Annotated in this window: 11 protein-coding genes; 5 read left to right on the forward strand and 6 right to left on the reverse strand. The window is 70.1% G+C overall.

Annotated elements, in window-relative coordinates; genetic code table 11:
• Positions 1-76: 76 nt before the first annotated feature.
• Positions 77-1,264 (reverse strand): globin domain-containing protein, encoded by a 1,188-nt coding sequence (locus ACZ69M_RS03615; protein WP_470046243.1) that lies wholly within the window; start codon positions 1,262-1,264, stop codon positions 77-79.
• 328 nt (positions 1,265-1,592) lie between these two features.
• On the opposite strand from ACZ69M_RS03615, the gene glnA reads away from it, so the two are divergent.
• Positions 1,593-2,954, forward strand: coding sequence for a type I glutamate--ammonia ligase (glnA, locus tag ACZ69M_RS03620; RefSeq protein ID WP_054230834.1), 1,362 nt, complete (start codon positions 1,593-1,595; stop codon positions 2,952-2,954).
• A 128-nt stretch (positions 2,955-3,082) separates the two neighbouring features.
• Here glnA and ACZ69M_RS03625 read toward each other — a convergent pair whose 3' ends face one another.
• A complete protein-coding gene (locus ACZ69M_RS03625; RefSeq protein ID WP_470046244.1) occupies positions 3,083-6,115 on the reverse strand; it encodes a SpoIIE family protein phosphatase in 3,033 nt (1,010 codons plus the stop codon).
• Positions 6,116-6,469: 354 nt separating this feature from the next.
• Here ACZ69M_RS03625 and ACZ69M_RS03630 point away from each other — a divergent pair, with 354 nt between their 5' ends.
• Both ACZ69M_RS03630 and ACZ69M_RS03635 read left to right on the forward strand, forming a co-directional pair.
• Positions 6,470-7,267 (forward strand): bestrophin-like domain, encoded by a 798-nt coding sequence (locus ACZ69M_RS03630; RefSeq protein ID WP_470046245.1) that lies wholly within the window; start codon positions 6,470-6,472, stop codon positions 7,265-7,267.
• Between the two features lie 190 nt (positions 7,268-7,457).
• Complete coding sequence (locus ACZ69M_RS03635) at positions 7,458-8,201, forward strand: ferritin-like domain-containing protein (RefSeq protein ID WP_470046246.1); 744 nt, start codon at positions 7,458-7,460, stop codon at positions 8,199-8,201.
• A gap of 52 nt (positions 8,202-8,253) precedes the next feature.
• Here the strand turns inward: ACZ69M_RS03635 and ACZ69M_RS03640 are convergent, their stop codons facing one another.
• The 4 genes from ACZ69M_RS03640 to ACZ69M_RS03655 all read right to left on the reverse strand — a co-directional run bounded on the left by ACZ69M_RS03640 (position 8,254) and on the right by ACZ69M_RS03655 (position 12,372).
• Entirely contained in the window at positions 8,254-9,204 is a 951-nt protein-coding gene (locus ACZ69M_RS03640; protein ID WP_470046247.1) for a hypothetical protein, read from the reverse strand.
• A gap of 477 nt (positions 9,205-9,681) precedes the next feature.
• Positions 9,682-10,887 carry an acyltransferase family protein gene (locus ACZ69M_RS03645; protein ID WP_470046248.1) on the reverse strand — a complete coding sequence of 402 codons (1,206 nt, stop codon included), beginning with the start codon at positions 10,885-10,887 and terminating at the stop codon, positions 9,682-9,684.
• Positions 10,888-11,189: 302 nt separating this feature from the next.
• Entirely contained in the window at positions 11,190-11,774 is a 585-nt protein-coding gene (locus ACZ69M_RS03650; RefSeq protein ID WP_470046249.1) for a GNAT family N-acetyltransferase, read from the reverse strand.
• Positions 11,775-11,880: 106 nt separating this feature from the next.
• A complete protein-coding gene (locus ACZ69M_RS03655) occupies positions 11,881-12,372 on the reverse strand; it encodes an FBP domain-containing protein (RefSeq protein WP_470046250.1) in 492 nt (163 codons plus the stop codon).
• A 71-nt stretch (positions 12,373-12,443) separates the two neighbouring features.
• Between ACZ69M_RS03655 and ACZ69M_RS03660 the strand changes: the two genes are divergently transcribed.
• Positions 12,444-13,061, forward strand: coding sequence for a TetR/AcrR family transcriptional regulator (locus tag ACZ69M_RS03660; protein WP_470046251.1), 618 nt, complete (start codon positions 12,444-12,446; stop codon positions 13,059-13,061).
• Between the two features lie 68 nt (positions 13,062-13,129).
• Complete coding sequence (locus ACZ69M_RS03665; RefSeq protein ID WP_470046252.1) at positions 13,130-14,314, forward strand: GDSL-type esterase/lipase family protein; 1,185 nt, start codon at positions 13,130-13,132, stop codon at positions 14,312-14,314.
• Positions 14,315-14,345: the final 31 nt, after the last annotated feature.

Here is a 14,345-nt window from a genome sequence, read left to right on the forward strand (position 1 = left end):
ACGCCCCGCCCCCGGTCCCGGCTTCGCTCGACCGGGGGTCCCATCGCGTCGACGCCCTCCGGGTCTCCCGTCGGCCTCAGTCCTGTGCGAGCCAGAGATCCGGCCCGAACACCTCGTAGTGAATGTCGGCCGGAGCCACCCCCTTGTCGATGAGCTGTCCCCGCACCGCCCGCATGAAGGGCAGCGGCCCGCACAGGTACGCGCGCGTGCCCGACGCGACGGCCACGCAGGAGAGGTCCGCGCGCCCGGGGCGGCCGGCGCCCTCGGCGTCCTGCTCGTACCAGAAGTGGACGGCCGCGTCCGCGAGCTTGCCCGCGTACGCCTCATGGTCGGCGCGCAGCGCGTGGTCGGCGGGGGAGCGGTCGGCGTGGACGACCGTGACGGGGGCGTGGTGTCCGGTGAGCGCGAGCTGTTCCAGCATGGCGATCATCGGGGTGACGCCGATGCCGGCGGAGGCGAGCAGCACCGGCGCGTCCGTGTCGTCGAGCACGAGATCGCCGTACGGAGCGGAGAGCTCGAGCGTGCTGCCGACGTGCACACGCGTGTGGAGGTGGTTGGACACCTCACCGTCGGGGCCCGAGGCCTCGCCCTGCACCCGCTTGACGCCGATCTGCCGTACGGGGGAGCCGGGGGCGCTGGAGAGGCTGTACTGGCGTATCTGGTGGGCGCCGTCCGGCAGCTCGACGCGTACGGACACGTACTGGCCCGCCCGGAAGTCCGGCAGCGGCCCCCCGTCGGCCGGGCGCAGCCGGAAGGTGGCGACGTCGGCGGTCTCCTCGACGCGCTCCACGACCTCCCAGACCCGCCAGCCGCCCGTGCCGTTGTGCTGCGCGTACAGCCGCCGCTCGATGGCGATCAGCGCGTTGGCCATCAGCCAGTAGACCTCGTCCCAGGCGGCCGCGACCTCGGGCGTGACCGCGTCGCCGAGGACTTCGACGATGGCGGCGAAGAGGTGCTCGTGCACGATCGCGTACTGCTCGGGGGCGATCCCCAGGGAGGCGTGTTTGTGCGCGATGCGGTTCAGCAGCACGTCGGGGCGCTCGTCCGGCCGCTCGACGAGGTGGGTGGCGAAGGCGGCGATGGATCCCGCGAGGGCCCGGCGCTGGGTGCCGGAGGCCTGGTTGCCGCGGTTGAAGAGGTCGCGGAGCAGTTCCGGGTGGGCGGCGAAAAGCCTTTCGTAGAAGCGGTCGGCGATCTCGCCGATGGCGGCGCCGACGGCGGGGAGGGTGGCGTGCACCGTGGCGGTGGACTGCTCGGACAGCATGGGGGCTCCTCAAATGCCTGGGGCGGAACGGGGGTTGCGGTCCCCGTTTCTGCCCCGCACAGTAATAAAACTTGCATCTAAGATGCAAATTAAAGCTCGCGGAGAGGGAGTCTGGGAGTCGGCCATTACAGACAGGCGGATGAGCAGGCAGTATGGGCACCAGAGCAGGACACCTGCCGTACGCGAGGCGTTCAGACCGTGGTCGCCCGGGCGATCATGGTCCGCAACGCGTACGAAATGGTGTTGTGGTGGGATGCTCAGGTGCCCCGACCGTCCCCGAGGCGTGGGAGCAGGCGGCCTGACCAGCAAGGATGGGTGGAAGCGGAAGATGGACAAGCAGCAGGAGTTCGTGCTCCGGACACTGGAGGAGCGGGACATCCGGTTCGTTCGGCTGTGGTTCACGGACGTGCTCGGCTTCCTCAAGTCGGTGGCTGTGGCTCCGGCCGAGCTGGAGCAGGCCTTCGACGAGGGCATCGGCTTCGACGGCTCGGCCATCGAGGGCTTCGCCCGTGTGTACGAGTCGGACATGATCGCCAAGCCGGACCCGTCGACGTTCCAGGTACTGCCGTGGCGTGCGGAGGCCCCCGGTACGGCCCGCATGTTCTGCGACATCCTGATGCCGGACGGCTCCCCGTCCTTCGCGGACCCGCGCTATGTCCTCAAGCGCGCCCTCGCGAAGACCTCCGACCTGGGCTTCACCTTCTACACCCACCCGGAGATCGAGTTCTTCCTGCTGAAGGACCGCCCGCTGGACGGCTCGCGCCCGACCCCGGCCGACAACTCCGGCTACTTCGACCACACCCCGCAGAACGTCGGCATGGACTTCCGCCGCCAGGCGATCACCATGCTGGAGTCGATGGGCATCTCGGTCGAGTTCTCCCACCACGAGGGCGCCCCCGGCCAGCAGGAGATCGACCTGCGCTACGCCGACGCGCTCTCCACGGCCGACAACATCATGACGTTCCGCCTGGTCATGAAGCAGGTCGCGCTGGAGCAGGGCGTCCAGGCGACGTTCATGCCCAAGCCCTTCTCCGAGCACCCCGGCTCCGGCATGCACACGCACCTCTCCCTCTTCGAGGGCGACCGCAACGCGTTCTACGAGTCGGGCTCGGAGTACCAGCTTTCGAAGGTCGGCCGTTCCTTCATCGCGGGCCTGCTGAAGCACGCGGCGGAGATCTCCGCCGTCACCAACCAGTGGGTCAACTCCTACAAGCGCATCTGGGGCGGCTCGGAGCGCACCGCGGGCGCCGGCGGCGAGGCCCCCTCGTACATCTGCTGGGGCCACAACAACCGCTCCGCGCTCGTCCGCGTCCCGATGTACAAGCCCGGCAAGACCGGCTCCGCACGCGTCGAGGTCCGCTCCATCGACTCGGGCGCCAACCCGTACCTGGCCTACGCCCTGCTCCTGGCCGCCGGCCTGAAGGGGATCGAGGAGGGCTACGAGCTCCCGCCCGGCGCCGACGACGACGTCTGGGCCCTCTCCGACGCCGAGCGCCGCGCGATGGGCATCGAGCCCCTGCCCCAGAACCTCGGTGAGGCCCTCACCCTCATGCAGCGCAGCGAACTGGTCGCCGAGACCCTCGGCGAACACGTCTTCGACTTCTTCCTGCGCAACAAGAAGTCGGAGTGGGAGGAGTACCGCTCCGAGGTCACCGCCTTCGAGCTCCGCAAGAACCTGCCGGTGCTGTAGGCGCAGGTCAGAGCGGCTTTCCCGGCAGAACAGCAGGTAGGGCCGACGGTCGCCGACCGTCGGCCCTACGGCGTTCGCGGCGCCGTACGGGAGATCTCGGCAGGTCGGGTTACGTGCGAGGTGAGAAATCAGACCGGGACGGCGGGGAGGGGCTGTTCGGTCCAGATGGACTTGCCGGTGCAGGTGTGGCGGGTGCCCCAGCGCTGGCAGAGTGCGGAGATGAGCTGCAGGCCGCGGCCGCCCTCGTCGGTGGCGGAGGTGTGACGGATGTGCGGCGTGGTCAGGCTGGCGTCGGCGACCTCGCAGATCAGTGCGCGGCTGCGGAGCATGCGCAGCCGGATGGGGCCGCACGCGTGCCGGATGACGTTCCCGACCAGCTCGCTGACCACGAGTTCAGTGGTCATGATCAGGTCCTCATCGGCCAGGTCCCACTCGGCGAGCTGGGCGCGGACCAGGCCGCGGGCCTCGCCCGCCGCCACCGGGTCCTCCGGCAACGACCACTCGGCGACGTTCTCCGCGTCCAGCGGGTGGGTGCGGGCCAGCAGCAGGGCGGCGTCGTCGATCAGCGCGCCGTGGGCGGGGAGGAGAGCGGAGGTGATGGTGGCGCAGAGGGCGTCCAGGTCGGACGCGTCCGCCGGTGAGGTCGGCATGGCGTTCACCGACTGGGAGAGGAGCTCGGCGAGGCGGTTCATGCCGGTGGTGACATCCCTGTCCTTGCTCTCGACCAGGCCGTCGCTGTAGAGGGCGAGCAGGCTGTCGGCGGGCAGGAGGGTCTCGAGGGTTTCGAAGGGGGGAGTGGCCACCCCCAGCGGCGGGTCCGGGGTCATGGACAGGAAGGTGACTGTGCCATCGGGGTGGGCCACTGCCGGGGGCGGCTGACCGGCACTGGCGTACGACAGCTGCCGGGTCACCGGGTCGTAGATGCCGTACAGGCAGGTCGCGAAGGCATCGGTGCCCGGCTCGCCGACGATGTCGTTGAGGTGGCCGAGGATTTCGTCGGGCGGCAGCTCCAGCTCCGAGAGGGTGCGGACAGCCGTGCGGAGTCCGCCCATGGTGGCGGCCTCGGCCATGCCGTGGCCCATGACGTCGCCGATCACGAGCGCCACCCGGGCGGCGGAGAGCGGGATCACGTCGTACCAGTCGCCGCCGACGTCGGCTCCCTGCTTGGCCGGCTGGTAACGCGCTGCCACCGTCACCTCGGGCAGCTTGGGAAGTGCCTGCGGCAGCAGGCTGCGTTGGAGGGTACGGGCCCGGGTCGTCGCCTCGTCGTAGAGCCCGGCCCGCTCCAGGGCCTGCGCGATCAGCCCGCTGAGCGCGGTCAGCAGCGTCTGTTCGTCATCGTCCAGCACCCGCGGTCGGCCGAAGCAGATCACCGCCGCGCCGATCCCCCGTCCCGATACCGCCAGCGGCAGAAAGGTCCACGCCTGCTTGCCGCCTTCCCGGACCAAGGTCTCGGTCCCCGGGTAACGCTTCAGGAACTCCTCCGGGGAGGAGATGTGGAGGGGGGCGCGGGTGCGCAGGGCGTCCCCCACGGGGTTCGTGGTGTCCCTGACCGTCCACTCCCCGTCCAGCAGTCGGGTGAGGCGCTCCGAATATCCCCGGGAGCCGACCACTGTCAGCCGGTCGCCGACCACGCCGAGCATGATGAGTCCGGTGGACCCGAGGGGTGTCATCACGCCGTCGGCCACCGCCGCCATCACATCCTGGGGCGTGACAGCCTCGGCCAGCTCCCGCGTGATCCGCTGCACCAGGGCCGCCCGCTCCGCGGCCGCCCGCTCCGCGGCGGCGCGCTCGGCCTCCCGCAGATGCCGCTCGGTGGTGTCGGTGATGTAGAGCGTGAGGCCTTCCGGCACCGGCACCAGCCGCAGGTGGTACCAGGACGCCCCGTCCGGCCACGGCACGTCGAATCCGGCCGGCCGGCCCTCGGCCGCCGTGGCCCGGCACCGTTGCTCCAGCCCCGGCACGGCACGTACCGCGGGAACGTTCCAGAGCAGGGCTCCGGCCACATCTCCCGCGGCGCCGAAGAGCCGCTCGGCGGCCTGATTGAGAAATCCGATGCGCCAGTCCGTGTCCAGGGAGACGAAGCCGTCGCTCATGTGTTGCAGCGCCCGCCCCACCGACTCGGCGGCGGTGTGCGTTTCGCTGCTGTCCTGGAGGGCGCCGATCACCTTCACCGGTGTCCCCTCTTCGTCCGTGATCGTCCGGGCACGGGCCTCGATCCAGAGGTATGTGCCGTCCTGGCGGCGGATCCGGTACTCGTTCTGGAAGCCGCCGCGCAGCCGGATGCCCGTGTCGAAGCCGGCTACCGCGCCTGGCAGGTCGTCCGGGTGGATCAGCGCTGCCCACGCCTCGATGCCGCCGCTCATCACCTCCGGATCGATGCCGGCCAGCACCTCTTCGACGGGTCCGTCGGAGGTCAGCTCGCCGGTGCGCAGGTCCCAGGTGTACGTGATGGAGGGCACCCCTTTCACGTCCCACGGAGGGGCCTCCTGCGGTCCTGGCCCGTGCTCCAGGGCGCGCAGCAAAGTGAGGGACGGATTGAGGATCCCGGACGACCTGAGCCTCTCGGACATCCAGGCCGCCACCTCGCTCAGAAACGCGCGCTCCGCCGCGCCGGGCTCGGCGCCCGGGGCGAAGAGGACGGAGAGCGCGCCGCGTCGCCGGCCATCGCCCGGAATGGGCGCGGCCAGGTGACCGATACCGACGGGGAGCCGGGAAGGCCACAGGGAGGCGGGGTCCCGCCCGGGCACCGGGTCAGGCGGGGCCAGGTCGGGCTGCCAGGCGATGGTGTCGGTGCGGGCGGCGCTGCTGGGCGGCGCCGCGCCCCGTGCCGGGATGATCAGCCAGGGTCGGGTCATCGACTCCGGCAGACCACTGCTGGCGACCATGTAGAGGATGCCGCTCATGCCGCCGCCCGGGAGATGCACCATGCCGCCCAGCCCGTGCACCTCGGCTACCGCCTGCTGGAGCGCGGTCAGCAACACCTCGACATCGTGCCGGTCCTCGTCCACGGCATCCAGCAGCAGCATCCGCACGCGGTGGCCCTCCAAGGGCTGCACGGTCTGCACGGTCCGCAGCCCCTGCCGCTGGTGCAGCGGATGGAGGGCGCGAGGCATGGCCGTACCGCTGCTGTCGGCATCGCCGCCTCTGGAATTAACCACGGCCGACTGTCGCCTCCGCTCACCGCTTGGGTACCCGCTGGGCCGCATGTGGTCGGGACCTGCGGCGATCTGCATCCCTCCACCCACTCTAATCCGAATAATCTAGGCCATTTCATCCGTTTTGGGGAATCTTTCGCGTCCGATCTTTCCTCAGGCTCTGGCACTCACGCCGAGCGGCTCGCCACCGAATCTCGCCACCGAATAGAGATGCCGTGCCGGGCGTCGCGAGCGTCAAAGGTCCTCGACCTGTGATCATGGAGCGTTCATTGAAAGTGGTCGACGAGGAGCTCCAGGCCGCGGGGCCGATGCGCCGCCGCCGTGTGGCGCTCGCGGGAACGCGCTGTAGGTGATGTGGTGAACTGGTTGACCTCGCTGCCGGCGGTGGTGCTGGTTGTGGGCGGACTCGTCCTTGCCCTACTGGTCGCGGCCGTGGCGCGGGTCGGTGTCCGGGCGCTCGTACCGGTCGGGGAACAGGACCGGGTGCCGCAGATCGCCACGCCCCTGATGCCGACACTCGGCGCTGCCTTCGCGATCTTCGCGGCACTCTCACTGGCCAGCGAGGCCGGCTACCTGCGCGCAGCAGAGGGATTGGTGAGCGACGAGGCGGCCGCGGCCTCCCGCCTGGCATGGGCGGCGACAAGTCCGCGAGTCCAGTCGGAGCCGATCCATGCGGCACTGCTGGACTACTTGCAGACCACGCGTGCCAGAGAGTGGGAAGGTGCAGCGGCGGCGTCCGGTGACGACCCGGCCACCGCTCGCGCGATCGCACGGCTGGAGCGGAATGTGCGCGCCGAGGCGGCCCGGCCCGATGTGGGAACCCCGACAGGCACGGAGCTGGTGGTTTCCCTGGACGGTGTCACCAGCAGTCGTCGCGCCCGCGTCGCGGCCGCCTCGCGCGACGTTCCCGCGCTCTACGTCGTCACGCTTGCCGTCAGCGGATTGGCCTTGATCGTGAACTCCGGCGCACTGGTATTCCGCAGCAGTCCGCGAACGTCGCTGCTCATCGTAGGGGTTGCGAGTGTGGTCGGACTGAGCCTGGCGTTGTTCTTCGCACTCAGCGCGCCCTGGAGCGGACCGTTCATCGTCAGTGGGCATCCGCTCGACGCCATCATCGGGGACCTGAAGTCCGGCTTCTTCCACAGCGGGCCGTAGGCGGCGGGCGCGATCAGTATGCCGACGACTGATCACCGGCTGCCGTGACTCCCGCACGGTGCGCGCGTGTGAATGTGTGGACTTGTGGACTTGTGGACTTCGGACGTCGGGCAGCGGCGGAACGGTTTGGTGTCCGCCGGCGTCGTCCCTCTCCGGGGCACGATGGCCGTGTCCGGGAGAGGGGGACCGGGTGCGTACGGGCGGCTTCGCCAAGTGGACAAGACGGTTCGAGGACGAGCGGGAGCGCAGGCGCGCCCTGGGTGACCCGGACTGGGGGCAAGGTGCGACGCTGCATCCGGCGGTGTGGGCCAGCATCCAGCGCTTCCAGGTCGGCGAGGACGGTGACGGCGCCAACCTCGTCGGCAAAGCGGACCAGGCCGGCGACGTCGACTACACGCAGGCGGTCCGGCTCTTCATCGCCGAAGAACAGAACCACGCCCGTCTCCTTGCTCGGCTCCTGGCTGCGGGTGGCATACCGACGTTGAACGGCCACTGGACCGACACGGTCTTCGTACGGCTGCGGCGTCTGATGGGCCTGCGCATGGAACTGCTGGTGCTGATGATCGCGGAAGTGGTGGCGCTGCGTTATTACCGGGCCCTGCGCGATGGCACAGACGACTCACTCACTTCGGATGTGGCGGGGCGGATCCTGTCGGACGAGCAGCGCCACGTCCCGTTCCACTGCGAGCGACTGCACGCCTCTCTGGCGGAGCTGCCCCGCGCCACGCGCCGCCCGGTGATGACCCTGTGGCGGCTTCTTCTGCTCGCGGTCACCCTCGTCGTCGCCGCCGACCACGGTCCGGCACTGCGCCGACTCGCCATCGGACGCCTGCGATTCGTGGTCGATGTCATGACCTCGTCCGGCGCGGTGGTCTCCGAGGTGCTGGCGCCCCGCCCAGACGTGTCTTCGTCCCAGCTGCGACTCGGTCCATGACTACGCCGTCCACGTCGAACTCGACGTCTGGGTCCGCACTACCTCTGACGGGTCAGCATCCTCGGTCGTAGATCGCCCGCAGCCACGGTTCCCTGACGGCGGGTGTCCGCGCGAGCGTGTACCGGAACGCCTTCTTGGACGGCTGAAACGGGTACCACGGGTGCGGCGGCAGCGGGTCGTCCCGCTCCACGCCCGCCGGCAGCCCGCCGACCACCGGAAGCCGGGTCCGATGTGGCGGGAAGGCGAGCTCGGCCCAGAGCGCGGCATCCATAGGTACCGGCACCGCCCCGGTGCGCGGCTGCCACATGTCTCCGGTCTGCGGATGGACCGGCACCAGCACCAGGTCAGCGGTCGGCTCGCCGAACCCCGGTCCCGCGAGGTCCAGCCGCTTCGCCCCTTCCCCGGCGGGCAGCAGCGCGCCGAGTGCCCGGCCGAGGAGCCGCGCGACCGGCCCGGATGCCACCTCGACCGGCTCGCCCTCGGCGGCCACCACCACCTGGGCGAGAGCCACGCCCGCAGGGATGTCCCGGTACTTGCTCAGCCGGTGCCACAGCGCGCCGGTGGCCAGCAGCTCTGCCCAGCCCATGACCGGCCGCTCCGGCGGGCCGGGCAGCCGCACCACTGCCTGCGGGACGAGCCGGACGACCTGCCAGCACCCGCAGTCGTCCATCCTCGTTCCGACCGGCAGATCGCAGCCGAGGCAGGCGAGGTTCGGCCCGTCCCTCCCGTCGATCCCCATGCAGTAGCCCCCGGCCCGCTCGAGGATCAGCTTGGTGCCGCGCACGTCGCCGGGTGCGAGGAGGACGGTGTCCGACGGTCCGTCGGACAGCGCGCCGAACGGTGCGAAGCGCCCCCGCTCCGCCGCCTCGCGCGCCCCGACCTCGTCCTGCTGCCACCACGGCGGCCCGTACGGTGCGGGGTCGACGGCGTAGGATCCGGCCTCCAGCAGTGGCGGGTGCAGCGTCTCCCAGTGCGTATCCGCCAGGTGGATCGGCAATGTCACCTCCGACACCGCCGTCGTCAGGACCGCACCGCAGCCCGCACACCCGAACACCGCCAAGTTGTCCCCTCCCGCCGTCGAAGCCCCTGCATCCCACCAAGCAGGCGGACCGGGGGCAAGGGGTTTTCAGACGACGCCGAACGCCCCACGGGAGCCATCTGCATGCGCCTGAGGCTGCGGCTGCGCGTGGTCGTTGATGTCAGCGTTGGATGTCAGCGGAACAGTTCCGGCACCGGGCAGATCTCCAACGGCTCGTCCGGCCGATCCGCCCAGCTCCACCAGACGTGCCGACTGGCCCGCTCTGGACCGAAAGCCCTCGCACAGCCCAGGGACAACCTGAACGTACTCACCTGAGCGCCGTCCCTGACTCGTGCAGCATCGACCCGGATGAAGACGCCCAAGGGCCGGCGCCCGATCACCTCTCCTGCCGAGGAGCCTGCGACCGGGTTCGGTGAGGGCCCAGCTCGGCGGTGCGTCTCGTCAGTTGGCGACCGGCTCGCGCGGTTCGGTCTCCGGCAGGCGAGGCGGCGAAACTGCCACTGTTCGCCCGCCGGGCGGCTCCTGCCGCAGCCACCGCTGCGGCGTGTGCCGCCGCCACCACTTCTCCGCGGGCTCCTCCACCGCGGAGTACAACGCCCAGGCCAGCACGATGACGACCACGCCCATGCCGACCAGCGCGAACAGCGTGCCGTTGTTGTCGGGCATGCGGCCCCACTGGTAGATGGCCAGCCGGCTGATCGAGTGGTGCAGGAGGTAGAAGCAGTACGACCACAGCCCGAGCTGAACCATCAGCTTGGCGTTGAGTACGCCGCGCAGTCCGCGGACCTCGCGCTGGACGAAGGCGAGGATGATCAGTGCGGCCAGGACCGCGACCACCGGCCGCACCAGATAGTCGAGCTGCGCGGCGGCCCCGGCCGGCAATCGGGCCTGGCCCTGGTAGTAGGAGTAGACGCAGGCCGCCAGCAGCACCACTGGCAGCGAGGGGTGAAGCGGCAGCCGCCAGCCGCGTTTGACCGCGAGCGCGAGCGTCATGCCGAGCAGGAACTCCGGCAGGTAGACCACAGGGTGGCGCATCACCCAGGCCGCGTGGGCGGGCGAGTAGTGGGTGGTGGCGAACCAGTCGACGGCCCACATTCCCACCAGTCCGCCTGCCGTGATGGACCCGAGCCAGCGGGTGCGCAGCCTGACCGCGATCCGGCCCAGCAGCGGGAAGAGGGCGTAGAAGAGCAGTTCGACGCTGAGCGTCCAGGTGACCTCGTTCCCGGGGAGGGCCGGGGTGACGTTCGGGGACCAGGTCTGCACCAGGAAGGCGGAGGAGATCAGGCTGGGCCAGCTGATCGCGAGGTTCGCCGCCGTGTAGTAGGCGTAGGTGCCCAGCAGCAGGGCGACCAGGTGGGCGGGCCATATCCGGCCTACGCGGCGCCAGTAGAAGGCGCCTGGGTGCTCGTTCGGTTTGAAGACCCAGGTCATCAGGAAGCCGGACAGAACGAAGAAGAGGCTGACGCCGTTTCCGCCGAACTGTGCGTAAGGGAAGATCAACGGCGCCCGTCCCAGTCCGGTCTTGCCGCCGTTCCCGGTGAAGTGGGTGGTGAAGACCGCGCAGGCCGCGAAGAAGCGCAGGCTCGTGAGGGAGTCGAGGCGTTTGGGGAGAGGTGTCACCACCGCCCGTATGCCTGGCAAAGACATGGGGTTTCGCCGTAGCCCTTCGAGGGTCCGCCAGTATCCGGCGCATTATATGACCACTAACGTAAGGCTCAGTAAGCGACAGGCTTCGGCAGGCAGCGATGGAGTGTCGTGTCTTTCCCTGACCGGGCGGAGCCGAGCTGACGAGCTCCCCGCGCACGCCACTACAGGCCTGCACTCGCAAACGGATCCCCCTCCGTCCCGGAGCCTGAGCGCCCCCGCCGGAGGCATGCCTTGGCCCGCGGGGTGACTGCCTCGCCTCTGCCCGCGCAGGTAGCGCGCCGTACCCGTGTGTGAAGGTCGGGTCAGGGCGCTGTTTTGGTGGTGACCCGGGCGCGTAGTGTCTCGCGGACGGTCGGCCATTCTTCGGCGAGCAGGCTGTAGTACAGGGAGTCGCGGCGGGTGCCGTCCGGGCGGCGCATGTGGCTGCGCAGGGTTCCTTCGTGGACCAGGCCGAGGTGGGACAGGGCCTGCTGGGAGCGCACGTTGAGGTTGTCGGTGCGCAGGGCCAGCCGGGCCAGGCGCAGGTCTTCGAAGGCGTGGGTGAACAGCAGCAGTTTGGACTCGACGTTGTAGGGGCCGCCCCAGCAGGAACGGTCGAACCAGGTCGCGCCGATCTCGGTGCGGCTCTCGGCGAGGTCGAGGTCGTACATGCTGGTTGAACCGATCACGGTGCCGTCGTCACGGCGCTGCACCGCGAAGCAGCGCCGCGTCGGGTCGGCGGTCATCTCGCCGAGCCACTCGCGCAGTTGGTCCACGGTCTCGGGTCGTGCCCGGGGCATCCACCGCCAGACCTCGGGGTCGGACGCCGACGGGAAGAGGGCCTCGGCGTGGTCGGGGGACAGGCGGACGAGGCGGACGACGGTGCCCTCAAGCGGCTGGTTGGTCACCGGAGCAGAATAGGACCGGTGGCCGGTGGCGATCTTCTGCGCCTGGGCCTATTCGCGGGCCCCCTTGCGGGCCTTCTCGCTGGAGCGCGCCAGGGGTCGTACGGCGTCAAGCCGTCACCTTCGTGAGGAACGCCGCCAGGTTCGTCACCGTCCGTTGGATCTTTTCCTCCAGTGTGAGTGACTCGTGGAGGCGGGCGCCGGGGCCCGCGTCCTTCTTGCCTCGTACATACAGGGAGCAGGAGAGGTCGGTGCATATGTAGGCGCCGACCGAGTTGCCCTGCTGTCCGGCCTTGCCCGCCTTCGGGGCGACCATCAGGGAGACGCCGCCGGTGTGGGTGGTCAGGCACATCGAGCACATGCTGCGCCGGTTCTGCCAGGAGGCGGGGCCGGGGCTGCGCAGGACCAGGGCCTTCGGGTGGCCGTTCAGTTCGAGGACGAGACAGGCGCGTTCCGGGGACTGGGGGTCTCGCCAGCCGAGATAGTCCAGGTCGTCCCAGGGGTGGTCGGCCAGGTCGCGTGGGACGGACAGGCGCTTCGCCTCGCCCTTGGTGCAGTTCACGAACGCGGCGCGGATCTCTTGTTCGGTCAGCGGCTTCATGGGTGGCATGGTAAATTGCCTAAAGGTGTTAGGCAAATGAATTAGATGTTGTGGTGAATTGGAGCAAGGTTATGGCGCGCGTCGGGCTGACCACGGAACGTCTGGTCCTCGCGGGGGCGGAGCTGGCCGACGAGGTCGGCTTCGATCAGGTGACCGTCTCGGAGCTCGCCCGACGCTTCGACGTGAAGGTCGCGAGCCTGTACTCGCACGTGAAGAACTCCCAGGACCTCAAGACCCGGATCGCCCTGCTCGCCCTGGAGGAACTCGCCGACCGGGGCGCCGCCGCGCTGGCCGGACGGGCCGGCAAGGACGCCCTGGCCGCTCTCGCGAACGTCTACCGCGACTACGCCCGGGAGCACCCCGGCCGGTATGCCGCCGCCCAGTTCAGGCTCGATCCGGCAACGGCCGCCGCCAGCGCCGGCGGGCGGCACGCGCAGATGACGCGGGCGATCCTGCGTGGCTACGCGCTGACGGAGCCGGACCAGACACACGCCGTTCGGCTGCTGGGCAGCTTCTTCCACGGCTACGTCAGTCTGGAGATGGGGGGAGGGTTCAGCCACAGCGCCCCCGACACGCAGGAGACCTGGGTGCGGATGCTGGACGCCCTCGACGCGCTGCTGCGGAACTGGCCCGCGGGTGCGACAGAGACAGCTACCGCGCCCGCATCCACATCCACATCCGCCCCCTGACCGTCCCGCCGGAATCGTCCCGCCGGTCGATTCCGGCGCCCGAGAGTTCTGAGGGAGACCCCGAGGCCATGACCACCGACCACGACTGGATCACCACACCCGTCACCACACCCATCACCGCCGGCCTCCTGCGCGGTGCCCTCGACCTGGAGCCCACCGAACACGGTCTCCTCCCGCACCGGCTGCCCGCCCGGGCCCGCAGGCAGATCCCCGACGGACAGCTCACGATGGCCGAGGCCCAGCCCTCCGGTGTACGGCTGGTCTTCCGTACCCGGGCCACCGCCGTCGAACTGGACACGTTGCCCACCAAGCTCGTCTACGTGGGTGCGCCGCCGCGTCCGGACGGGGTGTACGAGTTGGTCGTCGACGGCCGGCCGGCCGGGCGGGGGAGAGTCGCCGGTGGCAACGCGAAGGTCGTCGACATGACCTCCGGAGCTGTCGAGACCCGATCCGGGGCGGTCGGGACCCTCCGTTTCGACGGTCTGTCCGACGGCGTCAAGGACGTCGAGATCTGGCTGCCGCACAACGAGATCACCGAACTCGTCGCCCTGCGCACCGACGCCCCCGTCGAGCCCGCGCCGGACCGGGGACGCAAGGTGTGGCTGCATCACGGCAGCTCGATCAGTCACGGTTCCGACGCCGCCGGGCCCACCTCCACCTGGCCCGCGCTCGCCGCCTCCCTCGCCGGTGTGGAACTGATCAACCTGGGGCTGGGCGGGAGCGCTCTGCTCGATCCGTTCACCGCGCGGGCCATGAGGGACACCGCCGCCGATCTGATCAGCGTCAAGATCGGGATCAACCTGGTCAACGCCGACGCGATGCGGTTGCGTGCCTTCGGCCCGGCGGTGCACGGCTTTCTCGACACCGTCCGTGACGGGCATCCCACCACGCCGCTGTTGGTCGTCTCGCCTCTTCTCTGTCCCATCCATGAGGACACGCCCGGGCCCACCGCCCCGGACTTCTCCGATCTCGGTGCGGGGCGGCTGCGGTTCGTGGCCATGGGGGATCCGGCGGAGCGCGCGAGCGGGAAACTGACGTTGCGTGTCATCCGCGACGAGCTGGCCCGGATCGTGGAGCAGCGGGCGGCCGAGGATCCGCACCTGCACCACCTGGACGGCCGGGGCCTCTACGGCGAGGCAGACTTCGCCGAGTTGCCGCTGCCCGACCAGCTCCACCCGGACGCCGCCACCCACCGCCGAATCGGCGAACGCTTCGCCGAGCTGGCCTTCACCGCCCAGGGTGCCTTCGCCTAGTTCGCTTACGCCTTCGCCCGGTTCACGGACG

This window comes from Streptomyces sp. NPDC107454 (assembly GCF_055582885.1).

Excerpts from the sequence above, each read along its gene's own strand:
- glnA (WP_054230834.1), top strand. The coding sequence starts at position 1,593 with ATGGACAAGCAGCAGGAGTTCGTGCTCCGGACACTGGAGGAGCGGGAC.
- ACZ69M_RS03615 (WP_470046243.1), bottom strand. The coding sequence starts at position 1,264 with ATGCTGTCCGAGCAGTCCACCGCCACGGTGCACGCCACCCTCCCCGCC.
- ACZ69M_RS03660 (WP_470046251.1), top strand. The coding sequence starts at position 12,444 with ATGGCGCGCGTCGGGCTGACCACGGAACGTCTGGTCCTCGCGGGGGCG.
- ACZ69M_RS03655 (WP_470046250.1), bottom strand. The coding sequence starts at position 12,372 with ATGAAGCCGCTGACCGAACAAGAGATCCGCGCCGCGTTCGTGAACTGC.
- ACZ69M_RS03665 (WP_470046252.1), top strand. The coding sequence starts at position 13,130 with ATGACCACCGACCACGACTGGATCACCACACCCGTCACCACACCCATC.
- ACZ69M_RS03645 (WP_470046248.1), bottom strand. The coding sequence starts at position 10,887 with ATGTCTTTGCCAGGCATACGGGCGGTGGTGACACCTCTCCCCAAACGC.